The organism is Frondihabitans cladoniiphilus (genome assembly GCF_039544345.1).
Taxonomy (GTDB): domain Bacteria; phylum Actinomycetota; class Actinomycetes; order Actinomycetales; family Microbacteriaceae; genus Frondihabitans; species Frondihabitans cladoniiphilus.
On record NZ_BAABLM010000011.1, the window covers coordinates 71,433 to 95,116 of the forward strand.

At 70.2% G+C, this 23,684-nt stretch carries 23 protein-coding genes; 6 read left to right on the plus strand and 17 right to left on the minus strand.

The window, feature by feature from the left end; genetic code table 11:
• Positions 1–632: 632 nt before the first annotated feature.
• From ABEA39_RS17535 to ABEA39_RS17560, 6 genes are all read right to left on the minus strand, one after another.
• On the minus strand, positions 633–2,273 hold the full coding sequence (locus ABEA39_RS17535) for an HAD family acid phosphatase (protein ID WP_345377260.1): 1,641 nt from the start codon (positions 2,271–2,273) through the stop codon (positions 633–635).
• A gap of 106 nt (positions 2,274–2,379) precedes the next feature.
• Entirely contained in the window at positions 2,380–2,826 is a 447-nt protein-coding gene (locus ABEA39_RS17540) for a DUF6314 family protein (protein WP_345377261.1), read from the minus strand.
• Positions 2,823–4,070 (minus strand): ABC transporter permease, encoded by a 1,248-nt coding sequence (locus ABEA39_RS17545; protein WP_345377262.1) that lies wholly within the window; start codon positions 4,068–4,070, stop codon positions 2,823–2,825. The genes ABEA39_RS17540 and ABEA39_RS17545 overlap by 4 nt, the downstream gene beginning before the upstream one ends.
• Positions 4,070–4,999, minus strand: coding sequence for an ABC transporter ATP-binding protein (locus ABEA39_RS17550; protein ID WP_345377263.1), 930 nt, complete (start codon positions 4,997–4,999; stop codon positions 4,070–4,072). The genes ABEA39_RS17545 and ABEA39_RS17550 overlap by 1 nt, the downstream gene beginning before the upstream one ends.
• A 10-nt stretch (positions 5,000–5,009) precedes the next feature.
• Positions 5,010–6,167, minus strand: coding sequence for a LacI family DNA-binding transcriptional regulator (locus tag ABEA39_RS17555; RefSeq protein WP_345377264.1), 1,158 nt, complete (start codon positions 6,165–6,167; stop codon positions 5,010–5,012).
• On the minus strand, positions 6,164–7,156 hold the full coding sequence (locus tag ABEA39_RS17560; RefSeq protein WP_345377265.1) for a hypothetical protein: 993 nt from the start codon (positions 7,154–7,156) through the stop codon (positions 6,164–6,166). The genes ABEA39_RS17555 and ABEA39_RS17560 overlap by 4 nt, the downstream gene beginning before the upstream one ends.
• Positions 7,157–7,330: 174 nt before the next feature.
• Here ABEA39_RS17560 and ABEA39_RS17565 point away from each other — a divergent pair, with 174 nt between their 5' ends.
• Positions 7,331–8,644, plus strand: a complete 1,314-nt coding sequence (locus tag ABEA39_RS17565) for an ATP-dependent DNA helicase (protein WP_345377266.1) — start codon at positions 7,331–7,333, stop codon at positions 8,642–8,644.
• 756 nt (positions 8,645–9,400) lie between these two features.
• On the opposite strand, the gene ABEA39_RS17570 is transcribed toward ABEA39_RS17565, so the two are convergent.
• From ABEA39_RS17570 to ABEA39_RS17590, 5 genes are all read right to left on the minus strand, one after another.
• A complete protein-coding gene (locus tag ABEA39_RS17570; protein WP_345377267.1) occupies positions 9,401–10,129 on the minus strand; it encodes a biliverdin-producing heme oxygenase in 729 nt (242 codons plus the stop codon).
• A gap of 293 nt (positions 10,130–10,422) precedes the next feature.
• Complete coding sequence (locus ABEA39_RS17575) at positions 10,423–10,833, minus strand: DUF4383 domain-containing protein (protein ID WP_345377268.1); 411 nt, start codon at positions 10,831–10,833, stop codon at positions 10,423–10,425.
• 45 nt (positions 10,834–10,878) lie between these two features.
• A complete protein-coding gene (locus ABEA39_RS17580; RefSeq protein ID WP_345377269.1) occupies positions 10,879–11,433 on the minus strand; it encodes a hypothetical protein in 555 nt (184 codons plus the stop codon).
• A gap of 90 nt (positions 11,434–11,523) precedes the next feature.
• Positions 11,524–12,777 carry a chloride channel protein gene (locus tag ABEA39_RS17585; RefSeq protein WP_345377270.1) on the minus strand — a complete coding sequence of 418 codons (1,254 nt, stop codon included), beginning with the start codon at positions 12,775–12,777 and terminating at the stop codon, positions 11,524–11,526.
• A gap of 70 nt (positions 12,778–12,847) precedes the next feature.
• Positions 12,848–13,342 carry a PaaI family thioesterase gene (locus ABEA39_RS17590; protein WP_345377271.1) on the minus strand — a complete coding sequence of 165 codons (495 nt, stop codon included), beginning with the start codon at positions 13,340–13,342 and terminating at the stop codon, positions 12,848–12,850.
• 116 nt (positions 13,343–13,458) lie between these two features.
• Here ABEA39_RS17590 and ABEA39_RS17595 point away from each other — a divergent pair, with 116 nt between their 5' ends.
• Positions 13,459–14,247: an oxygenase MpaB family protein gene (locus ABEA39_RS17595; RefSeq protein ID WP_345377272.1), complete on the plus strand. Its 789-nt coding sequence runs from the start codon at positions 13,459–13,461 to the stop codon at positions 14,245–14,247.
• On the opposite strand, the gene ABEA39_RS17600 is transcribed toward ABEA39_RS17595, so the two are convergent.
• From ABEA39_RS17600 to ABEA39_RS17610, 3 genes are read right to left on the minus strand one after another with little or no spacing between them, the layout of a single operon-like run.
• Entirely contained in the window at positions 14,222–15,655 is a 1,434-nt protein-coding gene (locus tag ABEA39_RS17600; protein WP_345377273.1) for an MFS transporter, read from the minus strand. The genes ABEA39_RS17595 and ABEA39_RS17600 overlap by 26 nt on opposite strands.
• Positions 15,652–16,581 carry a ketopantoate reductase family protein gene (locus ABEA39_RS17605; RefSeq protein ID WP_345377274.1) on the minus strand — a complete coding sequence of 310 codons (930 nt, stop codon included), beginning with the start codon at positions 16,579–16,581 and terminating at the stop codon, positions 15,652–15,654. Before ABEA39_RS17605 ends, ABEA39_RS17600 begins: the two co-directional genes overlap by 4 nt.
• Before the next feature lie 9 nt (positions 16,582–16,590).
• A complete protein-coding gene (locus ABEA39_RS17610; protein ID WP_345377275.1) occupies positions 16,591–17,658 on the minus strand; it encodes a ketopantoate reductase family protein in 1,068 nt (355 codons plus the stop codon).
• A 97-nt stretch (positions 17,659–17,755) separates the two neighbouring features.
• Between ABEA39_RS17610 and ABEA39_RS17615 the strand changes: the two genes are divergently transcribed.
• Complete coding sequence (locus ABEA39_RS17615; RefSeq protein ID WP_345377276.1) at positions 17,756–18,583, plus strand: DUF998 domain-containing protein; 828 nt, start codon at positions 17,756–17,758, stop codon at positions 18,581–18,583.
• Positions 18,580–19,182, plus strand: coding sequence for a TetR/AcrR family transcriptional regulator (locus tag ABEA39_RS17620; protein WP_345377277.1), 603 nt, complete (start codon positions 18,580–18,582; stop codon positions 19,180–19,182). The genes ABEA39_RS17615 and ABEA39_RS17620 overlap by 4 nt, the downstream gene beginning before the upstream one ends.
• 171 nt (positions 19,183–19,353) lie before the next feature.
• On the opposite strand, the gene ABEA39_RS17625 is transcribed toward ABEA39_RS17620, so the two are convergent.
• Both ABEA39_RS17625 and ABEA39_RS17630 read right to left on the minus strand, forming a co-directional pair.
• Complete coding sequence (locus ABEA39_RS17625; protein WP_345377278.1) at positions 19,354–20,100, minus strand: aspartate/glutamate racemase family protein; 747 nt, start codon at positions 20,098–20,100, stop codon at positions 19,354–19,356.
• Positions 20,101–20,108: 8 nt separating this feature from the next.
• Positions 20,109–21,707, minus strand: coding sequence for an NCS1 family nucleobase:cation symporter-1 (locus tag ABEA39_RS17630; protein WP_345377279.1), 1,599 nt, complete (start codon positions 21,705–21,707; stop codon positions 20,109–20,111).
• A gap of 185 nt (positions 21,708–21,892) precedes the next feature.
• Between ABEA39_RS17630 and ABEA39_RS17635 the strand changes: the two genes are divergently transcribed.
• Together ABEA39_RS17635 and ABEA39_RS17640 are read left to right on the plus strand one after the other, a co-directional pair.
• Complete coding sequence (locus ABEA39_RS17635; protein ID WP_345377280.1) at positions 21,893–22,522, plus strand: helix-turn-helix domain-containing protein; 630 nt, start codon at positions 21,893–21,895, stop codon at positions 22,520–22,522.
• 7 nt (positions 22,523–22,529) lie between these two features.
• Positions 22,530–22,871 carry a DUF1294 domain-containing protein gene (locus ABEA39_RS17640; RefSeq protein WP_345377281.1) on the plus strand — a complete coding sequence of 114 codons (342 nt, stop codon included), beginning with the start codon at positions 22,530–22,532 and terminating at the stop codon, positions 22,869–22,871.
• A gap of 40 nt (positions 22,872–22,911) precedes the next feature.
• On the opposite strand, the gene ABEA39_RS17645 is transcribed toward ABEA39_RS17640, so the two are convergent.
• On the minus strand, positions 22,912–23,382 hold the full coding sequence (locus tag ABEA39_RS17645; protein ID WP_345377282.1) for a MarR family winged helix-turn-helix transcriptional regulator: 471 nt from the start codon (positions 23,380–23,382) through the stop codon (positions 22,912–22,914).
• Positions 23,383–23,684: the final 302 nt, after the last annotated feature.

Genomic DNA, 23,684 nt, shown 5'->3' on the forward strand with positions numbered 1-23,684 from the left:
AGTTCGCGCTGCCCGGGTTGCATAGTGTGCCGCAGCTCGGTTCGTACCGCCCGGCCGCCTGGGCTCGCGTTTCGTGGGCGGGCCGTTGTCGGTGGCGGTGAATTCACGGCAGGGGACAACGGCGTGGCCGCATGGGTTGTTGTCGAGCGCCGTGAATTCACGCCAAGCGACAACTGGGTGGCCGGGTGGGTTGTTGTCGGGCGCGGTGAATTCATGCCGACGGACAATGGTGGGGCCGGGTGGGTGGTTGTCGGCGGGCGTGAATTCACGGCCGGGGACAACTCGACGCGAGGCGAGAAGGTTTCGTGGGGAGGCCGTCGGGGGATGCCCGCAGACGGCTGCAGGCACTGAGGCGGTCGACGCGAACGAAACCGCCGGTGGCCAGCCGACGCGTGGGGGCGCGGCAGAGCCGCACCCCTGGAGCCGCGGCCGACCCCCGGTCGACGAGGGGGCGGGTGCGGCTCAGAGGGTGCGGCTGCGCGGAGCGAGGGTGCGGCTGCGCGGAGCAGGGGTGCGGGTACCGGTGCGCGCGGGGAGCGGGCGACCTCCGCCGCGAAAACACACCCGGGCGGCACGAACACCACTCCGAGGAGGTGGGTTCGTGCCGCCCGGGTGTGTTCGAGCCGCCGCGCCTACGGCAGGTAGTACGTCGGGTTCGGCAGCTTCACGGCGCTGTCGGCGTGACCGCCGAGTAGGTCGCTGAACTGGTCGCCGTAGTTGGCCACCACGTCGTACCCGCCACCGGCAGGCGACTCGATGTGGGCGCGGGTCTGCGACTTGTACTCGACGGTCGAACACTTGGCCGTGGCGCAGGTGATGTACGACGGCTGCTGAGAGGCACCGACGCCGGTCCACTTGGTGTAATAGTTGGCCGCCGTGAAACCGGTGAAGCCGACCTTCGCGAGGTTGGCGAGAGTGGCGGCCTTCTGGTCGTCGTTGCGTCCGGTGAGACCGACGATCGTGCATCCCGCGCTCTGGGCTGCCGACACGAGCGAGACCATGCCGGGGGTCGCCGGGAAGCGCTGGTCGTGAACCCAGACGTCCTGCTCCGCGGGCGAGAACGTGTAGTGCATGTCGGCCACCTCCATGTCGTAGGTCATGAGGTTGGTGTCGTCGGCGTCGAGCACGATGGCCGGGTTCTGGTGCCGCTTGGAGGCGACGGTGCAGAGCGCGGTCACCCGCGGGATCTCCCGCTTCACAATCGAGGTCATCTCGCTGATGTACGGCGACGCGGTCTTCGAGGCGATGCCGGTGCCCGGGTCGCCGTAATACGTGGCGAGGGTCGACTTGACGCTGTCGATGTTGGGGATGCCCTCACCGCTCTGGGTCGCGCCGCTCGAACCGTCGGGCGCCATGACGAAGCGGGTGCGCGGGGTGAGCAGCGGCTCCGAGACGCCGGGCAGGTCGGCCGAAGGCAGGTAGTAGGTCGGGTTCGGCAGCTTGAGGATGCGGTCGGCGTAGCCCCCCTGCAGGTCGGACCACTGGTCGCCGACGTTGAGGGTGATGTCGTAGCCGAGGCTCTCGATGTGCTTGCGCGTCTGGGCCTTGAACTCGACTGTGGTGCACTTGGCCATGGCGCAGGTGACGTACGACGGCTGCTGCGAGGCGCCGACGCCGGTCCACTTCGTGTAGAACGTGTCCGGCGCGAAGGCCGTGTAGCCGACCTTCTGCAGGTTGCCGAGAGTGGCGGCTTTCTGGTCGTCGTTGCGGCCGGTCAGACCGAAGATCGTGAAGCCCATCTTCTTGGCGGTCTCGACGAAGGCGACCATGGAGGGCGTCGCCGGGAAGCGCTGGTCTTGAACCCAGACGTCCTGCTCGGCGGGCGAGAAGGTGAAGTGCATGTCGGCCACCTCCATGTCATAGGTCATGAGAGTGGTGTCGTCGGCGTCGAAGACGATGGCCGGCTTCTTGCCCTGGTAGATCGCCGTGCGGTAGATCGAGTCGAGCGTGCGCGCCTGCGCGGTCATGATGCGCGACATCTCGGAGATGTACGGCGACGTCGTCTTGTTCGCGATGCCGGTGCCGGGGTCGCCGTAGTAGGTCGCGATCGTCTTCTTGACGCTGTCGATGTTGGGGATCCCCTCCCCGCTCTGCGTCTTCCCGCTCGAGCCGTCGGGCGCCATCACGAACTGCGTGCGCGGCTGCAGGAGCGTGCCGGTGCTGCTGTGGCCCGGGTCCGTCCAGGCCTGGGCGGAGGAGGCGCTGATCAGCGTTCCCCCGAGAGTCAGCGCCGCAATCGCGGCGATCGTCGTCATCGACTTCTTGAGTTTCATGGTTCCCCTGCGGTTCGGGCGTCCGTCCCCTAGACGAACGACTCCCAGCACCCTACCCAGGGGATTCATAACCGGCGGCCACCCGCCGGAAAGGTTTACGTGCTTGTCACACGGGCGCGTCGCCTGCCCCGGCACGGCTGTACGTCGTCGTCGACGTGTAGTCCTTAGCCGGCCCCGTCGAGGTCCATTCCAAGATCCAGGACCCCGAGAGCGTGGGATGCACGTGCCCGCGATACACGTCCGGGGCGCAGTCGTGCACGAGTTCGGCGTCGACCGCCCAGGGGTGGAAGTCGCGCCCGTCGGCGAACAGCACCCTCCATTCGCCTCCATCGCCCCGCACGACGTGGCGGGTCTGCTCGACCGGGAGCGGTCCGCTCGGCGACTCGAGCACGCCGGACTCGCGCCACTCGATGCGGGACGGGGAGACGAGGGTGAACGTCGCGACGCCGTGCACGGGCATCCTGCGGGCCTCGCGTCGGTCGTCGACGGTGCGCTCGAACCGCCACTCGCCCAGGAGGTCGGGTGGCGTGAGCTGCTCGGCCAGGACGCTCACTTGCCGGAGGCCGGCAGGGCGGCACGGCGGCGGGGGAGGACGGTCGACAGCGAGACCTTCTTCGAGTACTCGATCGAGCCGTAGCGGAACAGGCGGACGGCGAGCTGCAGCACGACGAACCCGAGCACGAACTGCTCGACGATCACACCGATCGCCTCGGCCGGCGACAGGGAGGAGAAGCCGTTGCGGAGCATCGCCGTCACGGGGGCCGAGTACGGGAACCAGGTGAAGATCTGCACGATCAGGGCGCTCGGGTCGGAGACGATGAGCGTCACCGCGTAGAAGGGGATGAAGATCAGCGCCATCATCACGCCGAAGATCTGCCCGGCCTCCTTCGCCGTCGGCATGATCGCACCGACCGCGACGAGGGTGCCGGTGAACAGGACGAAGCCGCCGATGAGCAGGAGCGCCCCGGTGATCATCTGGAACGGGTCGAGCTGCAGGTTCGCCAGGTCGAGCGACGGGAGGTTCAGCGCCGAGCGGAAGAACAGGTAGCCGATCACCACCGGCAGCGCGAACACCAGCATCTGCACGATGCCGACGATAAAGAGCGAGATCACCTTGCCGATGATGAGAGTCGTCGGATTGAGGGTGGTGAGGATCATCTCGGTGACCCGGTTCTCCTTCTCCTCCAGCGTCGACGTCAGCATCTGGTTGCCCAGCAGCAGGATCACGACGTAGAAGATCGCGAGGAACAGCAGCGGCGGGATGACCCCGGCGATGCCCCCGGTGACCTGCCCGTTCGCCTTGTACGCGACGGCGTCGACGGGGGGATCGCCCTGCACCAGCGTGGACAGCTGGGCGCTTCCGACCTTGGCCTCCGCGCTCGCCGTGAGGAGGCTCTTCGCGACCGAGGCGTACTTGCCGTTGTCGAACAGGCCCTTGTCGACGCCGTAGACCTTGGTGGCCTGCTTCGCGGGGTTCTGCGGGTAGGCGAAGAAGGCGTCGAGCTTGCCGGCCTTGACCGCCGCGATGGCGGTGGCGCCGTCGGTGGCGACAGTGCCGCCGGCCGCCTTGACGATCGCCGGATCGACGATGCCCGACGAGTCGGTGTACGAGAAGGTGAACTTGGCGTCCTTCTGGGACGTGACCCGATTGTCGGTCGAGCTGCTCGAGGCGACGACGAGCCCGACGACGATGCCGATGATGACGGGCACGATGAGGGTGGCGATCCAGAACCGGCGCTTCGTGAGGGTGCGGGTCACTTCGAAGGAGACGACCGTGCGGAGGTTGTGACGGGCCATCAGCGCACCCCCTCCAACTCGTTCTCGTCGCCGTAGACGCGCAGGAAGATGTCGTCGAGGCTCAGCTTCGACGTCTCGAACCCGCGCACCTCGACCCCGGCGTCGACCAGGTCGCGGAGGATGCGCGCTTCGTCGGCTCCGTCGGTCACGGTCAGCTCGGCGTAGTTGCGCTCGCGGAGAGTCACCTCGTAGTGCGGGCTGGCGGGGATGTCGCCCGACGAGCGCAGGCGGATCATCGTGCCGCCGTACTGGTCCTGCACCTCGGGGATCGTGCCGTACGCCTCGGCCTCGCCGTTCTTCAGCAGGATGACGCGATCGCAGAGGCGCTCGACCTCTTCCATCTGGTGCGTCACCATCAGGACGGTGGCACCGGCCTTCTTCTGGTCGCCGATGATGTCCATCAGCAGTCGCCGATTGACCGGGTCGAAGCCCTTCGTCGGCTCGTCGAGGATCAGCAGTTCGGGGTCGTTCATGATCGTCACACCGAGCTGCACCTTCTGCTGCTGGCCACCGGAGAGCTTGTCGAGACGGGTCGTCGCCTTGTCGGCGAGCGACACCCGCTCCAGGTAGTCGAGCGACCACTGCTTCGACTCCGCCTTGCCGAGGCCCTTCAGTCGGCCGAAGTAGGTCATCACGTCGATGACCGACTCCTTCTTGTAGAGGCCGCGCTCTTCGGGCAGGTAGCCGAGTCGGCCGCCGGCCTCCGGCGTGAACGGGCTGCCGTCGATGTGCAGCGTGCCGCCGGTGGGCTGGTAGATGCCCAGCAGCGCGCGGATGGTGGTCGTCTTGCCCGATCCGTTGGAGCCCAGGAATCCGAAGGTCTCGCCGGCGTGGATGTCGAACGAGAGGTCGCGGATGACGGTGGTTCGGCCGAAATCCATTCGGAAGTTCTGGATGTGGACGATCGGTCTGGTCGTTCGCTGATCCATGGCTGACAACCTAGCGGCGCCAGGATGTTCCCGGGGGAACCTCTCCGGAACCTCTCGGGACGAGCGTCGTCGGCAGGACCAGCGAGGCGGTGCCGCCGCCGCGGACGGTGGAGCCCTCGGCAGATCGCTCGCCAGGTCGCTCGCCAGATCGCTCGGCGGGTCGCTCGCCACCGTGCAGGGCGCCGCGCTCGGCGAGGGCGTCGAGCGCCAGCCGGGCCGCCCGCACGCCCATGTCGACCGGGTCGTGCGCCACGACGGTCACGCCCAGCACGTCGGCGAGGTCGAAGTCGTCGAACCCCACGAGGGCGGTCGTGAGTCCCGCTTCCCGCAGGGCGCTCAGCGCACCGATCGTGACGCGGTTGTTGCTCGTGAACAAGGCGGTCGGGGGATCCTCGAGCCCGAGCAACTCGGTGGCAGCTCGCCTGGCCGACTCCGCGTCGTGGCTGTTCTCGCGCACGAGCATCCTCGTCTCCGTCCCGTCTCGGCCCCCGGCCCCACCCGCCCCCTCGACCGCGTCCAGGTAGCCGTCGAGCCGCTGCCGGTGCGTGGGCAGCCGATCGAAGTCGCCGATGAAACCGATGCGGGAGTGGCCGTGGCGCTGCAGATGACGGACCGCCGCCGCCGCACCCGCACGGTTGTCGAGCACCACGCTGTCGGCCGCGAGATCGGTGGGCGGCCGATCGACGAAGACGACGGGGATGCCCCGCTGCTGTGCCGCCGCGAGGGAGGCGTTGGACTCCAGCGTCGACACCACCAGCAGCGCCCGCACCTGGCGGGCGACGAGCTCGTCGACCAGGGCGCGTTCTCGGGCGCCGCTCTCGTCGCTGGACGACACGACCAGGGTCAGGCCCGCCGTCCGGAGCTCGCGCTCCACCCCCTTGGCGAGCTGCGAGTAGAACGGGTTCGCCAGGTCGCCGGTCACGAGGCCGACGAAGTCCGAGCGGATGCCCCGCTTCAAAAGCGACGCCAGGCCGTTGAGCTGAAAACCGAGGTCGTCGGCAGCACGCATGACGCGGTTGCGGGTCTCCTCCGCCACGTGGCGCTCGCCGTTGACCGCCCGGGATGCGGTCTTGAGGCTGACCCCGGCGCGCTCCGCCACGTTGGCGAGGGTGGCGTGGGCGCGGGGTGAGGCGGGTGCCGGGTCGGGCATGGCGGACGGTTCTCTCATTCGGGTTTGATCGTCAGGCCGTTGTCGGGGCCGATCGTGACGAGGTAGGTGAAGTCGAACGGGACGTCCTTGTCGATGGCGTAGGAGTGGCCGTCGTAGAGCGACTGCGCCTCGACCTCCAGGTGGGCGAGACCGGCGGCCTTGACCACGCGCCAGACGCCCGGGGTCGTCGTCGGGGTGAGGGTCACCTCGGGGTAGTCGGTCATCGTCCAGGCCGGATCGGAGGTGAGCCGGTCGTCGACCTGCTCGCCGAACGGGCAGCCGGCGGGGAGCAGCACCTGCTGGGGCAGGCAGGAGGTCTTGAGGAACCTGTCCACGTCGACGCGGACCTGCGCGGTGAAGGCGGCCCGGGGCTCGACGTCGATCGTCTGAGCGACCTCCCCGCCGACGGTGTCGACGACGACGCGGGTGCGCGGTGCCGTCAGGTACGTCGTGTCGTGGGCGAGGTCGAGCACTGCGGGAGCGAGCACGGTGTAGCGCGTGGCGAGATCGGCGGCGGGGCTCGTCACCTGCGACCCGTCGACCGTGAACCGGCGGTCGTGCAGGGGAGTGACGTCCAGCGCGGCGGTCGGCGGCGTCGCGAAGCGCCAGGAGTCGAAGAGGAGCGCCCGCGTCCCCGCGCTGCGGACGGTGAACACGGAGGTGTGCGGGGTGCGGTCGCCCTTCACGGTGAAGCCGAGGCCGATGCGGTGCGAGCCGTCGGGAAGGACGTCGTCGGCGGTCTCGTGGACGTGGTCGAGCATCCCCCGCTCTGAGATTCCGAGCAGTTCGTCGCCTGCGGCGGTCGTCGGCTGGACCCCGGCGAGGGTGAGAGCGCCGGCCGCGTCGCCGCGGTTCAGGGCGTCCACGTAGCCGCGGACGAAGCCGCCGGCCGAGTAGAGAGTGGCATTGAGGATGCACACGGTCGCCACGAAGAGGACGATCACGAGAGCGGCGAGGCCGCCCCAGACCAGGGCCGCCCGTGCTCGCGTGTCCACAGCCCCGACCATCCTCACATCCTAGAGAGCGCCGCCCGTGGGCTCGGGGGCGGGCCGGTAGATTGGAGGGCGTCGTCGTGCTTGCGGCGGCGTTCTGTCGACGTCGTTCTGTCGACGTCGTTCTGTTGACGTTGTTCTGTTGACGTTGTTCTGTCGAAGTCGTTCTGCTGAGAGGGGTGCCTGCTGGTGAGTTCCGGGTCGGGCCCCACGCTGTCCGCCGAGCAGGCGGCCGTCTTCGATGCGATCGAGAACACCCGCGAGCACGTGTTCGTCACGGGTCGTGCCGGCACCGGCAAGTCGACGCTGCTGAACCACCTGTCGTGGAACACGTCGAAGCAGGTCGTCATCTGCGCGCCGACCGGCGTCGCGGCCCTCAACGTGGGCGGGCAGACGATCCACTCGCTGTTCCGGCTGCCGATCGGGGTCATCGCCGACCACACGATCCAGCAGAACGCCGAGCTGCGCAAACTCCTGAACACGATCGACACGCTCGTCATCGACGAGGTCTCGATGGTCAACGCCGACCTGCTCGACGCGATCGACCGGTCGCTCCGACAGGCTCGTGGGCGGAAGAACGAGGCGTTCGGGGGCGTGCAGGTCGTCCTCTTCGGCGACCCGTACCAGCTCGCACCGGTGCCGGGCGACGGCGACGAGCGGGCCTACTTCACCGACCACTACCGCTCGATGTGGTTCTTCGACGCGCACGTCTGGGAGGAGGCGCCGCTCCGCATCTTCGAGCTCGCCTTCATCCACCGGCAGAACGACGCCGACTTCAAGGAGATGCTGAACGCCGTGCGGCACGGGCGCGTGACGGCGGAGATCGCCGGTGCGCTGAACGCCGCGGGTGCTCGGCCGGTGCCGACCGACGGCAACGTCATCACGCTCGCCACCCGCAACGACACCGTCACCCGCATCAACAAGGTGCAGCTGGACCGCCTGCCCGGCACGATCAAGACGGCCAAGGCGGAGGTGTCCGGCGAATTCGGCGGGCGGGCCTTCCCAGCCGACGACGCGCTCGAGCTCAAGACCGGCGCGCAGGTCATGTTCCTCCGCAACGACGCCGACCAGCGCTGGGTCAACGGGTCGGTCGGCGTCGTGACGAAGATCCGCGACACCGTGTTCGTCGAGATCGACGGCGAAGAGGTCGAGGTGCAGCCGGCCGTCTGGGAGAAGTTCCAGTACTCGTACTCGCCGCTGTCGAAAGAGCTGAAGAAGGACATCGTCGGCGAGTTCCAGCAGTTCCCGCTGCGGTTGGCCTGGGCCGTGACGATCCACAAGTCGCAGGGCAAGACCTACGACCGTGCCGTCGTCGACCTCGGCTCGCGGGTGTTCAGCGCCGGCCAGACGTACGTGGCCCTGAGTCGCATCACGTCGCTCGAGGGCTTGTACCTGTCGCGGCCCCTGCGTCCGTCCGACATCATCGTCGACCTCGACGTGCGGCGGTTCATGAGCCAGGCGACGCGGGTGCCGGCGATTCAGGCGGGTGCTGCGGTCGGGTAGCGCTGCTGTCGGGTAGGGGTTGTGGTCGGGTAGACGCACCGTCCTCCCGCCGACCGCACCCCGCTCCCGTGGACGTGCACCCCGCTCCCGCGGGTGTGCACCCCGCTTCCGCGGTGCCGCACCCCGCTCCTGCGGTGCCGCACCCCGCTCCTGCGGTGCCGCACCCCGCTCCTGCGGTGCCGCACCCCGCTCCTGCGGTGCCGCACCCCGCTTCCGCGGGGCCGCACCCCCGGAGCGGTGCTCGACCCCCGGTCGACAGGGGGTCGCGAGTGTTTTCCGGGGTGCGAGTGATGGTGCAGGTGCCTACCGCAGAGCGGGATGGGGAGCCGCACCCAGCTCCCGCGGGCGTGCACCCCGGGCCCGCGGTGCCGCACCCCGCTCCCGCGGAGTTGCACCCCCAGAGCTGCGCCCGACCCCCGGTCGACAGGGGGTCGCGAGCGTTTTCCGGGGTGCGAGTAGTGGGAGCCACTGTTTAGCGCGGTGCAGGAGGGGGTGCCGCACCCAGCTCCCGCGGTGCCGCACCCCGCTCCCGCGGAGTTGCACCCCCAGAGCTGCGCTCGACCCCCGGTCGACAGGGGGTGGGGGGTGGTTTCCGGGGTGCGAGTAGTGGGAGCCACTGCTTAGCGCGGTGCGGGTGGGGGTGCCGCACCTCGTTCCCGCGGAGCCGCACCCCGCTTCCGCGGTGCCGCACCCCGTTTCCGCGCCGCCGCACGTCGCGCCGCAACGAGAGCAGGAGGAGTCAGGCGGCAGCAGCGGTCAAGCGGCGGCAGCGGAACGCGCGACCAGGCCGCCGAACATGTCCTCGGTGAGGCGGTAGGCAACAGCCACCTCGTCGAGCACCTGCTGCCGTTCGGCGTCGGTCCAGCCGACGGAGTCGAGCTGAGCGCGGTAGACGCTCTTGAACTCCTTGGGCTTCGCGATGCCGGCGAAGAGCCAGAAGCCGACGCCGTTCGTCTCGAAACCGAACTGGCGCTGCATGAGCGTGCGGATGACTTGGCATCCCGCCAGATCGCCGAGGTAGCGCGTGTAGTGGTGTGCGACGAAGCCGCCGGTGCTCGTCGCGGCCACGGTCTCGATCCGCTCGACGTAGCGGCGGGTGGTCTCGAGGGGTTCGATGCGGGCCTCCCAGTCGTCGCCGACCAGGAAGCGGAGGTCTTCGCGGATCGCAGGCAGGCGGGTGAGGGCCGGCGAGATGAAGCGCGCGGCCACGGGGTCGCCCGCCCGGAGCTCGGCCGCGGCTTCGAGGGCCCGGTAGACGAAGAAGTGCTGGGCGAGGAGCGCCGTGTAGTCGTCGCGCGTGCCCTGCCCGGTGAGGAGTTCGGCCATGAACCGTTCCGACGGGGAGACCTCGGTGCCGAGGGCGATGACGGGGATCGCACCGGTCTGGATCGACTCGGTGCGGATCGAGCCCGCCCGTTCGCGCAGCGTCTCGGAGAGCGGAGTCTCGGAGAGCGACGTCTCGGAGGGCGGAACGGCCTCGGACATGCGCACCACCTCGGGCTGGACGACTGGTTAGGTGACCCTTACCCTACTGGTGCGGCGGCGGGGAGCGCGATGGTTCTCAGCAGATGTTCACGCCCTGCCCGGAAGGCTCGCCGGCCCCGACGAGCCCGATGCGCCGAGGCGCGGGGGTCGCGACACCGGAAACGGCTCGAAACACCTGTAGCTACTGGTGTCTCGAGCCGCTTGTGGTGTCGGGAGCGATCATGGCCACGCAGGCGCCAGAACCCTCAGGCAGCAGAACCCTCAGGCAGCAGAACCCTCAGGCAGCAGAACCCTCAGGCAGCGGCGACCGGACGGAATAGGCGGTCGGTCGTGAGGCCGGCGACGAGGAGGCCCAGGCCGATGACCAGGTGCAGCAGGTTGTCGGCCACGTTGAGCGCAAAAACGTTGCCGGCGGTGTGGTCGCCGAAGAAGCCGTAGAGCGACAGCACGAAGAAGCCGAGGCCGATGATGACGCCGAAGATCTTCGACGTGCGCGCCCCGATGAGGCCCGAGAGCAGCAGGATGCCGCCGGTGACCACGTGGACGGAGCCGAGCAGCCCGTTCGACCCGAAGAGGCCGATGACCACGCCGCCCTGCGGGGTCGCGAAGGGGTAGGGCGTCGACACGAAGAAGCCGACGAGCCCGACCAGCAGCAGCACGGTGCCGAAGACGGTGGCCAGCAGTCGGTTGGGGGACTGGATCATTCCTCCAGGGTACCGACTCCGGCGATGCCGCAGCGAACGGGGGGCTCAGTGCGTGAACAGCACCTTGAGCACGACGATCACCGCGCTGGCGAAGGCGAGCACGAACCCCGACCAGAGCACGCCCCACGACGAGCGCCGGCCGGTCATCCGCTCGATCAGCACGCCCGCGAGGGCGAGACGGACCACCACGAGCCCGCCGCCGACCACCTGCGCCCAGAACGGCGAAATGACGTGGAGGGCGCCGAGCAGCATGAAGAGCGCCGGGACGGCACCCGAGCTGATGATGGGCACCGCGTCGCGGATCTCCTGGGCGAGGTGGAGGCGCGACTCCTCGTCCGATCGACCGATCTGCTGGCCGATGCCGTGCGCGAGGACGTGGGCGAGGAAGGTGGTGACCGTCGTGGCGACGATCGCGACGAAGGCGCCCCAGTGCAGGATGCTGTCGGGCGAGACGGCTGCGACGGCCGCGAGTACGAGGATGTTTCCGTAGATGTAGGCCGACGTCCGGTTGCGCGCGTGGTCGAGGGTGACGTCGGGGCCGTGATGCTTGCGGACGCGCTCGAGAAGGGATTCGTGCCGGGCGGCCGCGTCGGGAGACATGCTCCACAGGCTATCGGGGCGCGTCAGGCCGCCCCGACGGGTCAGGCCGCCCCGACGCGACGCGACGCGACGCGACGCGTCAGCCACGGGTCAGGCCGCCCCGACGAGCCGTCGCCGTCGGTCGAGGGTGTACCCGACGGCCATGGCGCCGCCGATCGCGAGCATGGTGGGCACGAGCAGCGTGAAGCCCTGCCCGGTGAATTCCAGCACCAGCACGAGGGCCGTCACGGGCGCTTTCATCGAAGCGGCCAGGAATGCCGAGGCGGCGACGAGCGCGAACGCGGAGATCCCCGACCCGGGGAAGACGAACAGCCAGAGCCCGCCCAGCACGGCGCCCATTCCCGAGCCGAGGGCCAGCGACGGAGTCAGGGTGCCGCCCGCGGCACCCGCCCCGATCGTGCCGACCGTCGAGACGAGCTTAAAGACGACGACGAGGGCGATGAAGCCGAGGGGCGCAGTGCCGGTCAGACCGAGCTGCCCGAGGGCGCGCCCGTTGCCGAGGATCTGCGGGAACAGGATCGAGAGGAGACCGACACCCGTGAAGATCGCGGGCATCACGATCATGATCGTCCACGTCTTCGGTCGCCGGTCGCCGGCCCACTTCGCCAGGCGGACGAACCCCAGCGCTCCGAAACCGAACACCGGCCCGGCCAGCACCGACCAGACGACGAGCGACGGACTGAGGTCGACGCGGGGCACGGTGTAGAGCGCGTGGTGGGAAGTGACGACGCTCGCGACCAGCGCGGCGATCGACGAGGTGACCAGCGCGGGCACGATGGTCGTGAGGCTCAACTCCGCGAGCAGGATCTCGACCGCGAACACGGCGCCGCCGAGGGGCACGTCGTAGACGGCGGCCAGACCGGCCCCGGCTCCGCAGGCCACGAGGATGCGACGCTCCCGACTCGTCGTGCCGGTGCGGTCGGAGATCCAGCCGGAGACGAACGCGGCCAGCTCGCGCGGCGCCACCTCGCGGCCGATCGACGCCCCGAGACCGACGATGACGATCTGCAGCGCGACGTTGCCGAGAGTGGCGACGGTCGGCATCTTCGTGCCGGTGACGGCCGCCTCGACGGAGACGACCTTGCGCGTGAAGCGGCGCAGGGCCCACCAGCCGACACCGCCGATCACGCCGGCGATCAGAAGGGCCAGCACGCGGTGGAGGTTCGACGGCGTCGGGAGCTCGTCGAGGAACGTGCCCTCGCCGAAGCCGTAGGTGATGTGCTCGAGCAGGTGTAGCAGGTAGCTGACGACCAGACCGCTCAGGCCGGCGCCGATCCCGACCAGGACGGTGACGGCACTCAGCCGGGCCAGCCAGCGGAACGAGGCGGGCGCGGCTTGATTCACTCGACGATCGTAGCGAGAACTCGGGGCCGGGCCGGCAGTCGCTGCCGCGGGCGAGCCGGGGATGCACGGCTCAGGCCGCGTCGAGCACCAGGCACGTCGAGGTGGCCGTCGCGAGCAGGCGCTCCCGGGCATCCCGGATCTCGGCGTGTGCCGTTCCGGTCCGCCGCCCGACGTGGTCGGTCCACGCGATGATCGTGACGGTGCCCGTGTCGTGGTGGATCGGCCGCAGGTAGCGGACCTGCAGGTCGAGCGTCGTGAGGCTCTTGCCCTCGGAGAGGTGCGTCTGGATCGCGTAGCCGATGGAGGTGTCGGCCCAGGTCGCGATCACCCCGCCGTGGACGCTGCCGATGGCGTTGTAGGCGTACTCGGACGGGTGGGCCTCGAGGGTGACACGGCCGATCTCGGCGGCGACCAGCGCGAACTCGAGCGTCGAGGCGATGGGCGGCTGCGGCACCTCGCCGGAGATGATGCGGTGGAGGAAGTCGAGGCCGCTGCTGAGCGGGGCCGCCGCGGCGATGGAAGCGGGGTCGGGCCAGGAGTAGTCGCGGTGGCGATCGGCTGTCACGGGGTCCTTTCGAGTCGTCTCTCCTCCGAGCCTACGACCGCAGGTGTCGTCCGATTCACGGGCGGCGACGACGGCCCGGACCTGCTGGCCCCGTCCCCGGCTGATAGCCTCCCCGCGTGCGCACCCGACTGCTCCCGGAATCCGAGGCCATCATCCTCGCCGGTGCCGGGCGCGCGATCCTCCTCCAGCTCGCCAGCCCGGCAGTCGGCTACGGCGTCGCCCGCCACAGTGACTTCGCGAGCAACCCGATGGGCCGGCTCCACGGCACCCTGATGTACGTCTACGCGGTCATGGCCGGGACGCCGTCCGATCGCGCGGCTGCCTCGACGTACGTGACGAGGATGCACGGCCCCGTCCACGGCCCGGGCGACGGCGATGCTCCGGCCCCGCCCTACGACGCGAACGACCCCGGGCTTCAGCTCTGGGTGGCGGCCACCCTGTACGACACCGCCATCACCGTGCACGACCGGGTGCTCGGGCGCCTGCCCGAAGCCGATGCCGATGCCGCGTACTCGCGGTACGCCTCTCTCGGCTCGGCCCTTCGGATGCCGCGCGACCTCTGGCCGTCCGACCGCGCCGCCTTCCGTCGCTACTGGCAGGAGACGGTCGAGACCCTGAGCGTCGACGACGTCGTACGAGCTCAGGCCGACGCGCTCTGGCGGGCGACCGAGGCGCCGCTCTGGGTGCGGAGCCTGATGCCGCTGATGCGCTTCCTGACGGCCGGGCTCCTGCCCGAGCGCGTGCGCGCCGAGTACCGAATGGCGTGGGATGCCCGGAGTCAGCGCCGCTTCGACCGCCTCTGGTCCGTCGTCGTCCCGGTGTACGCGGCCCTTCCGACGGTCGTGCGCCGCTGGCCGCAGCAGTACTACCTGAGGCGGCTCAGGCGCTTGACGGCGCCGCGGTAGCGCCGGCAGGACTCGCCTCGCGGGTCCGGCGCGACAGGACCACGGCTCCGAGCGCCGCCCCGCCGCAGAGGGCGATCGACAGCACCAGCCCGGCCCGCGTCGTGAGCTCGCCGCTGCCGCTGCTGACCAGCGAGTAGGTGCCGCCGCCGAGGAGCGAGCCGACCGAGGTGGCCGCCGTCTCGCCGAACGCGACGGCCGTGGCGACCACGGCCACCCGCGCCGGGGCGAGGGCGTCGAAGGCGGCCGACGAAAGAGCCGGGTAGGCCAGGCCCATGCCGGCTCCGGCGAAGAGGGCGGCCGCCGCGGCTGCCACGACTGCGACCTGCCCCGTGGAGACCACCTGCACCGCGATCTCGCCGGCGATCCCGATCACCAGCACCGTGCATCCCGCGCTGATCCGGGTCGGTGTGGAGAGCCAACTGTTCCAGGGGATCAGGGCGACCAGGGTCCAGGCGACGAGGGCGGCGGCGAGCACGACGGCACCGGCCGCGACCGAACCGCCGGCACCGTCGATGACTGCGACTGTGAGGAGACCCTCGAGGCCGAAGAAGCCGCCGCACAGCAGGAAGAACGTCGCGATGAGGGCGAACCGGCCCCGCGACCGGGCCGCGGTCGCGATGACTCGCAGGGATCCCGCGATGGAGACGATCAGCCCGAGCGCCAGAAGGGCGACCGCGACGGTCAAGCGGGTCGTGCCGCTCGGGGCGTCGACGAGACCGGAGCCGACGGAGGCAAGGACGAGGCCCGCGACGACGATCAGGCCGTTGAGGGGACGGACGCGCTCGCCGGCGCGTTCCCACGGGATCACGTCCGCCTGCCGCCCGACGAGGATCCGTGCGACGACCACGATGACGACGGGCCAGGCCACGGCCCAACGCCAGCCGAAGGCGAGGGTGATGGCCGCGTTGGCGGCGGGGCCGAGGAAGGACGGCAGGATCCAGACCATGGCGAACAGGCCGAACACCCGCGGCCGCGTGCGGTCGTCGAACAGGCCCCCGATCGCCGAGAGACCGAACCCGGCGAGGAGCCCTGCCGCGATGCCTCGCACGATGTTGCCGGCGAGCACGAACGACATCGTCGGCGCCAGGGCGGCCAGCAGGACGCCGACGACGTAGAGGCCCGTCGCCCCGAAGAGCAGGATCGCGGGTCGGATGCGCACGACGATGCCGGCGCCGGCCGAGAGCACGAGCACCGCGCTCAACGAACCGGCCGCGAGCGTCGCGCCGTAGAGCGCGCTCCCGTGCAGGTCGGCGGCGGTCACCGGCAGGACGGTCGAGTAGGCGAGTCCCTGCACGGCCGCGCCGAACTCGGAGAGGAGCAGAGCGATCAGCAGGCGGCCGCGGCGCCCGGCGAACACCTCCCGGAGTGTGGCGCGGGGTTCCGTCTGCGGAAGGGTCGGCTCGCTCACCGGCGGGCGCGATACAGCTCGAGGTGGGCGTCGGCTGCCGCCAGGAGCGGGGTCGGGACGCCGAGGGACTTCGCGCGACGCACCAGGTCGCCGAGCAACTGGTCGGCCTCGACCTCGTTGCCGGCGCGCCAGTCGCGATACGTCGAGGTCATGAAGCCGGAGCCGGGCTGCGTGAGGGTGCGCTCGGCGGCGGCCCGGGCATCCCGCGTCGGTTCGAAGCCGGCCGCCGCAGCGACCGCCACGAACTCGGCGAGGATCGCCCGCGCGGTGTCGGCGCCGTTCGGGACGGCCTCGATCTCGCCGACGTCTCCGCCGACGAGGGTGGTCAGGGCGCCGCCGCTGGCGAGGAGGAACCACTTCTCCCAGAGGTCGAGGCGGATGTGGTCGGAGAGGGCGGTGTCGAAGCCGGCGCCCCGCATCGCGTCGTCGAGACGGTGGATGCGCGGCGAGACGCTGCCGTCGAGCTCGCCGTAGGCCATGCTCGCGCCGGGCAGCAGCTGACGCACCGTGCCGTCGTCGCCGATCTGCGTGGCCACTCGGCAGAGGCCGCCGATCAGGGGCGACTCGCCGAACGCCTCCGTCAGGCGGTCGTAATGCTGCAGGCCGTTGAGGAGCGGCAGGAGCATCGTGTCGGGGCCGATGGCCGGTGCGATGTCGGCGACGGCCTGCTCGAGGCCGAACGCCTTGACCGAGAGCACGACGACGTCGAACGGGTCGGCGGCGTGGTGGGCGAGCGTCTCGGCGGTCACGGTCGCGGGGGAGTCGAGGTGGATCCGGTCGTCGAGCGTCTCGACGACGAGGCCGTCGGAGGCGAGCTGCGCGGCGCGGCGCTCCCGCACCAGGAACGTGACGTCTCGCCCGGCTGCCGCCAGGAGCCCTCCGAAGTAGCCGCCGACCGCCCCTGCTCCGACCACGAGAATGCGCATCGTTCCACGCTACCTCGGGACGACGGCTCCGGATCCTTCCGCCGCGTCGAGCGCTGCCGCCAGCTCGTCGACGGTCATCGACGCCGCGGCGGAACCGGAGCCCGCGGCCCGCCGCGTCAGCCGCTGCACGACGGCGTTGAGGGGAGCCGCCAGACCGAGCGACCGCGCCAGCAGCACGATCTCGCCGTTGAGGAAGTCCGTCTCGACCGAACCGGCGCCGCGTTGCATCGACTGCCAGGACGAGCCCCCGAGCGAGCCTTCGAAGCCGGGCACTGCACGGATCTGGAAGGCGTCGGCGCGCCACTCCTTCTCTTCGGCGTCGGTCGGCCAGGTGACGCCGGCCGCACGGTAGACGCCCTCGGCCTCGGTGCGCAGCCGCTTCTGCAGCGCGTCGGCTCCGTCGGCGCCGGGCCCCAGCAGGGCCTGGAGCGCGTTGCCCAGGTTGGAGAGGAGCTTGCGGTGCTTCCAGCGCATGACGTCGTCGACCGCGAAGATGCGGAACGTGGCCGCGCGCCAGTCGGTGCCGAGGGTCTCCAGGAGCTCCCGGTCGGCTTCCGTCGCCGCAGTGCCGTAGCGGCCGACGATGAAGGTGCCGCTCGACGGAGCGATCCGCACGACGACCTCCCCCGGCGTGAGGTGCACGGCCGGAACCCAGACGCACACGCCGAAGACCCGGGCGAAGTAGCGCAGCGCGATCCGTTCGCTCTCGACGCCGTTGAGCGCCGTGAAGACGGGCAGCAGCTCGCCGGCCGTGCCGATCGGGCGCTCCTCGCCGTCACCCTGCGCGTACACGGGCTGGTCGACCCACTGCCGCAGCGCCGTCTCGACGGCCTGGGTCTTCGTGGCGAACACCAGCACGTCGTCGGCGCGCAGTCGCACCCCGTCGGGGCCGTCGGCGCTCGGCACGTGCACGACGACGTCCGTCTCGGGCGAGCGGACCCGAAGACCGCCGTGCTTGATCGCCGCACCGTGCTCTCCGCGGGCGATCAGGAGCGGGGGATGCACGGCCTCGTGCTCGGCGAGGCGACCCCCGATCACTCCACCGATGGCCCCGGCCCCGACGATCACGTAGCGCATGGGTCCACCCTGGCACCCGTCCGGGCCTCCACCGGGCCTGCCAGCCGACTTCTCAGCCGATCCGAGTGGTGACTATTATGGTCAGATACTGAACGAAATGGACACTCTTGTGAACCGCACTGCTCGAACCCGCCTCTTCCCGCCGCGCCTGTCGGCCGTCCTCTGGATCGTCGCCGGGCTGGCCTGGGTCGTCGACGAGGCCATCACGGCTTCGGCCTTCCCTGCCTACAGCTACGCGACGAACTACATCTCCGACCTCGGCATCCCTCAGGTCGGCGCGTTCCAGGGGCGCGCGATCGACTCCCCGCTGCACGACGTCATGAACGCCACGTTCGTCGGGCAGGGCGTGCTGTTCGCGGTGGCGGGGGTGGTCGCGGCGATCGCCCTTCGGGCACGGGGGCGGCGTGCATCCCGCGCTCTCGGGATTCTGGCCGTGGCCCACGGGGTCGGGCTCACCCTCGTCGGAGTGTTCCACGGCAGTCAGGTGAACGCTGACAACGGCCTGCTCGCCTTCCACAGCTCTGGGGCGTTCGTCGCGATCGTCACGGCGAACGTCGCCGCCATCGTCGTCGGCTCGAACGGACGCGCGATCGGGGCAGCGGCCGCCTACCGCGTCGTGAGCGTCGTGCTGGGCATCCTCGGTCTGGTGTCGCTCGTCATGCTCGGCGTCGACTCGGGGTCGGCGGCCATCACCGTGTTGCCCGACGGGGTGTGGGAGCGCGGCTCGGTCTACACGGTGGTCGTGTGGGAGGTGCTGACGGGCGTGCTCGTGCTGGTGGGGGCGGCTCGGCGGCGTGCGGGTCGCGTGGCAGGGTCCGGAGCGGCGGCCGGGGCCGGAATGGCGGCCGGGACCGGGGCGGCGGCCGGAACCGGGGCGGCGGCCGAGTCCGACGCCGCGACGGGGTCTGCGAAGATCGAGGCATGACCGGACCGGGGAGAGGCGTGCGACCGTCCAGTGGCGAGATCGACCGCGGCATCCTCGACATCACCGCCGGGTTCATCGCCCGCCGCGGCATCAAAGACACGGCCGTCCAGGCGGTCGCCGACCAGGCCGGATACTCGAAGGCCGGCATCCTGAGCCGATTCGGCAGCAAAGAGCTGCTGGTGCGGGCGGCGGTGGCGCAGGCCGTCGAGCAGACCGAGGCGATCCTCGCGCTCGCCGACGGTGCGACTCCCGGGCCCGCCAAAGACGCCGCAGCGCTGGCCGGCCTCACCGACCTCGCACTGGCACGGCCGGGTTGGGCCGAACTCGTCCTGGCGGCCCTGGCGCTGCGGCGGGGGGACGACGTCAGCGACCGGCTCGGGCCGGTGGCGGCCGCCCTCCTCGGCATGTTCGGCATCGACATCGAGAGCGCCGCGTCGACGTCGCTCGAGCGCCGCGCGGCCGTGACGGGAGCCGTCGGGGCGCTGATCGTGCTGTCGCTCACCTACATGACCGAGGCCTCGGCGGAGCAGGCGCGACCGCACCTCCTCCAGACGGGGTGGAACGCGCTCGGGCACGGCGGGCCGTTCCCCGGCGCCTGACTCGCGTGCCTTGCCCGCGCGTCGACTCCAGAACACGCCGCTCATGTTCCGCGGAGCCCGCATGTTCTGGAGTCGCCGGCCGTCACCTGTCCCGCTGACTCCAGAACACGCCGCTCATGTTCGCAGGGGCCCGCATCTTCTGGAGTCGCCGCCGCGCACCCACACAGCGCGTCAGCGCACCGCCACCGCACCCCGCTCGAACGGCGCGAGCAGCCCGCTCATCTCCTTCGCGGGCGGGAACGCGTACTCGCCGCGCTTCCCCGTCGCCAGCCGCAGCCGCACCAGCGACTCGGCCAGCACGGTCGCCGCCGCCACCCCGTCCACCACGGGTGCACCGATCTCGTCCGACACCCAGTGGCACAGGTCGGCCATGCCCGCGCAGCCGAGGAGCACGGCGTCGGCACCCGTGTCGAGCACGCGGCGGCACTCCTCGACGACCCGGCCCCGGGCATCCGACGCGGGGTCGTCCAGTTCGAGGACGGGGATCTCGCAGGCACGGATGCTCGAGCACACGTCGGCGAACCCGTACCGCTGCACGAGCTCACGAGCGCGGCCGACGGTCCGGTCGAGGGTGGTCACGATGCCGAAGGAGCGTCCGAGCATCGAGGCGGCGTGCATCCCCGCTTCGGCGATTCCGAGCACCGGACCGCGGGCGATCTCGCGCGCCGCGTCCAGGCCGGGGTCGCCGAAGCAGGCGATGACGTAGGCGTCCACGCCGTCGAGCTCCCCGAGAGCCACCTGCTCGAGGAGCCCCGGCACGGCCAACGCCTCCTCGTAGTGGCTCTCGATCGAGGCCGGGCCCATGGTCGGGTTGACGGCCTCCACCAGGGTGAGCGGACCGGCCACGGCGGCGGCGGACCGGCCGATCGTGGCGGTCATGCTCTCGGTGGTGTTGGGGTTGACGAGGCGGATGCGCATCCCGGCTCCTAGGCGGTGGCGAACTCGGGCGCGGTGCCGTCGTTCACGGTCTCGTCGTCGGACTGCAGGTTCGGCATGCGCGGCATGAGCGTCTCGAAGGCCCAGAAGATCACGAGCCCCAGCGCGCAGCCGATGAACCAGCCGTAGTTGCCGAGCCAGGTGAAGTCGGCTCCTCCGGCGTCCTTCACCAGCGTCGGCACGAGGGCGGCGGCGACGGACACGATGCCTGCGATGACCATGGTCCAGACGGCGTTCGGGTTGAAGCCGCGCTTGTACCAGTAGCGCCCGGTGGGCGACATCGTGAACAGGTCGTCGACGGCGACTTTCTGCTTGCCGACGAGGTAGTAGCCGGCGATCAGGAGGCCGAACAACGGTCCGATCAGGGCGCCGAGGATGCCCAGCGTGTACTGGATCGCCTGAGGGTTGCCGTACCAGTTCCACGGGGTGAGCAGCACCGAGCCGACGGCGGCGATCATGCCGCCCATCCGCCAGGAGATCTTCTTCGGGGCGACGTTCGAGAAGTCGAAGGCGGGCGAGATGAAGTTCGCGACGATGTTGATGCCGACGGTGGCGGTGACGAAGGTCAGGCCTCCGAGCAGGATCGCGAAGGGGGCGCCGATGGCCTGGACCGTCTCGATCGGGTCGGTGATGAGCTTGCCGAACACCGGCACGGTCGCCGAGGCGCAGAGCACCGTGAGGATCGAGAAGAACAGGAAGTTGAGCGGCAGGCCGAGCAGGTTGCCGCGCTTCACGCCCTTGAACGACTTGCCGTAGCGCGAGAAGTCGCCGAAGTTGAGCATCGGGCCGGAGAAGTAGCTGACCACGATCGCGATCGCCGAGAGCATGACCGGGATCGCCGCGAGCAGGCCGAGCGGCTTGCCGACGGACAGGTTGAGGCTGATGTTGCCCCAGCCGGCCTTGGCGACCAGGTAGATCGCGAGGGCGATCATGATCACGTAGACGGCGGGCCCGGCGAAGTCGATGAACTTGCGGATCGTGTCCATGCCGCGCCAGAACAGCGCCGCCTGCGCGACCCAGAGCACGCCGTAGGAGATCCAGCCGAGGGCGTTCAGGCCGAGGAACGAGTGGTCGAGCAGATTCGCCGACCCCGGGATGAACTTCAGGAAGATGATGTTCAGCGACTGCGCCGCGAGGAACGTCTGCACCCCGTACCAGGCCATGGCGATCAGGCCTCGGATGATCGCGGGGATGTTCGCCCCGAGCACGCCGAACACGGCGCGGTTGATCACGGGGAACGGCACGCCCGTCTTCTGGCTCGGCTTGGCGACCAGGTTCGCGAAGAACATGACGATGAGGATGCCCACGACCAACGAGATGAGCACCTGCCAGCTCGCGATGCCGAGCGCGAACAGGCTGCCCGCGGTGACGTAGCCGCCGACGGAGTGGACGTCGGACATCCAGAAGGCGAAGGCGTTGTAGCCGCCCCAGGTCTGCTTCTGCAGAGGGGCGAGGTCCTCGTTGGTGAGGCGAGGGTCGTAGCCCGGCTTGATGACGCCGGCGCCGGCCGGGTGACCGGCGGCCTCCACGAGGTCGTGCGGGCCGGTGACGGGCGGCTGCGCCGTCGGAGGTGCGATGTTGGTTGCCAAGGTGGACTCCCGAGTGACGATGTACCCTTACGGGCGATGAGGACGTGCTGGGACCGGCGTCATGGCCGGTGGATCAGGCGTTCTTTCGTTCTGGTGTGTGAATCTATTGCTTCACACGAACAGGCTGATTTCAGCCGTGTAACAGTCGTGTGACAGCAACTGCTTCACAGTCGGAGAGGAACGTCATGGGCTCCGAGATCGCCCCCGCCGTGGCGGCGACAGCCGTCGTCGAACTCGACGCGAAGGCGCTCGGCTCCCGGCTCCGCGCGCTCCGGACCAGCGAGGGCATGTCGCTCCGCGACCTGGCGAAGGCCCTCGACATCTCGCCGAGCGCGGTCTCGCAGATCGAGCGGGGGGTGCGGCGGCCGTCGGTCAGTCGGCTACTCGCCATCGTGCAGGTGCTGGGCAAGCCGCTCGCGGACGTCTTCGACGAGGTGGATGCACCCGCCTCGGCCACTCGGCACGAGCATCCCTCGGGCTTCGTCCTCGCTCGCGCGGGCGGCACCAAGCCGGTCGTCCTCGGCAACGGGGTCGTCTTCCGCCGGCTGTCGCCGGCCCACACGTCGGGCGTGGACTTCTTCGAGTCGACCTACCCGCCCGGCGCCTCGGCCAATGACCTGGCGGCGCTGATCACTCACGAGGGCTACGAGGTCGGCACGGTCACGTCGGGGGCGCTCACCATCCAGTTCCCCGACGAGAAGGTCGTCATGCGCGCGGGCGACTCGATCACGTTCCCGTGCGAGCTGCCGCACCGGATGGGCAACGAGGGCGACGTCGACGCGGTGGCCACCTGGCTGATCGTCCACGACCGGTGACGGTTCGATGAGGCGCGTCGTGCCGCTGCTGAGCATCCCCCTGTTCGCGGCGCTCTTCGTGTGGAGGGCGGCGCAGCTCGCGTTCCCGGCCGGGGTGCCGTGGATCTACGCGGTGCTGTCGGTGTTGCTGTTCGTCGTCTACGGGGTCGACAAGTCGGCCGCTCGCAACGGCCGCTGGCGCGTCTCGGAGCGGAACCTGCTGGTGGTCGGGCTGCTCGGCGGCTGGCCGGGAGCGGTGATCGCGCAGCAGGTGTTCCGGCACAAGACGCGCAAGCGGTCGTTCCAGGGGTGGTTCTGGGCGACGGTCGTGGTCAACGCCGCCGTGGTGCTGGTGCTGGTCCGCGCCTGACGCGGCGGGCTAGACGCGGCAGGGCCCGGCCGCGGCGGGGCTAGACGGCGAGCTGAGCGGTCGCGAGAGAGGCGGCGATCGCCTCGATCAGAACGGCGGCAGGAATCACCTCGGCCGGCGACAGCGCGGCCTCGAAGGCGTGCCGGTAAGTGGCCAGGACGAGGTCGACGCTCTGGCGGCCCTTCGGGGTGAGGCTCAGCATCTGGCTGCGGCGATCGGTGGGATGCGGCTCCCGCACCAGGAGCCCGGCGGAGACCACCCGGTCGACCAGGCTCGTCGTGGCGCCCGTGGTGAGCTGGAGGTAGGCGGCGAGCTGCTTGGGGGTGAGGTTCTCGTTCCAGGCCGCGTACATGATGGAGCGCAGGTCCGTCGGACCGATCTCGAGCGCGTCGGCGACCATCGAGGCGACGCGCACGTTCTGTCGTTGGAGCGACACGTAGGCGGTCGCGAGGACTGCGAGGTCGGTGACGGCCGACGCGTCCTGCGTCTGGCGTTCGTCGAGCATGGTCATGAGGTCTCCTGTCGTGCCGGTGCATCCATTCATCCGGCTTCCCTCATTGAACCGGTATCTCGACTGTCGAGGTACCCCCAGCGCGGGGGCCCCTCCCTCTGGGGACTTATCTCCTTCGTCGAACTACCTCACCATTGAGGTGCTTCGGAAGTGAGTAACACGACCGGGGTTCAGCTTGAACTGCGAGGCAGTTCTTCACCCACACCCAAGGAGTTCTGCCCGTGTCCCAGCACATCGCTTCCACCAAGGCCAAGCGTCTTCGTTTCGCTCCCCTCGCCATCGCGACCGGTGTCCTCGGCGCC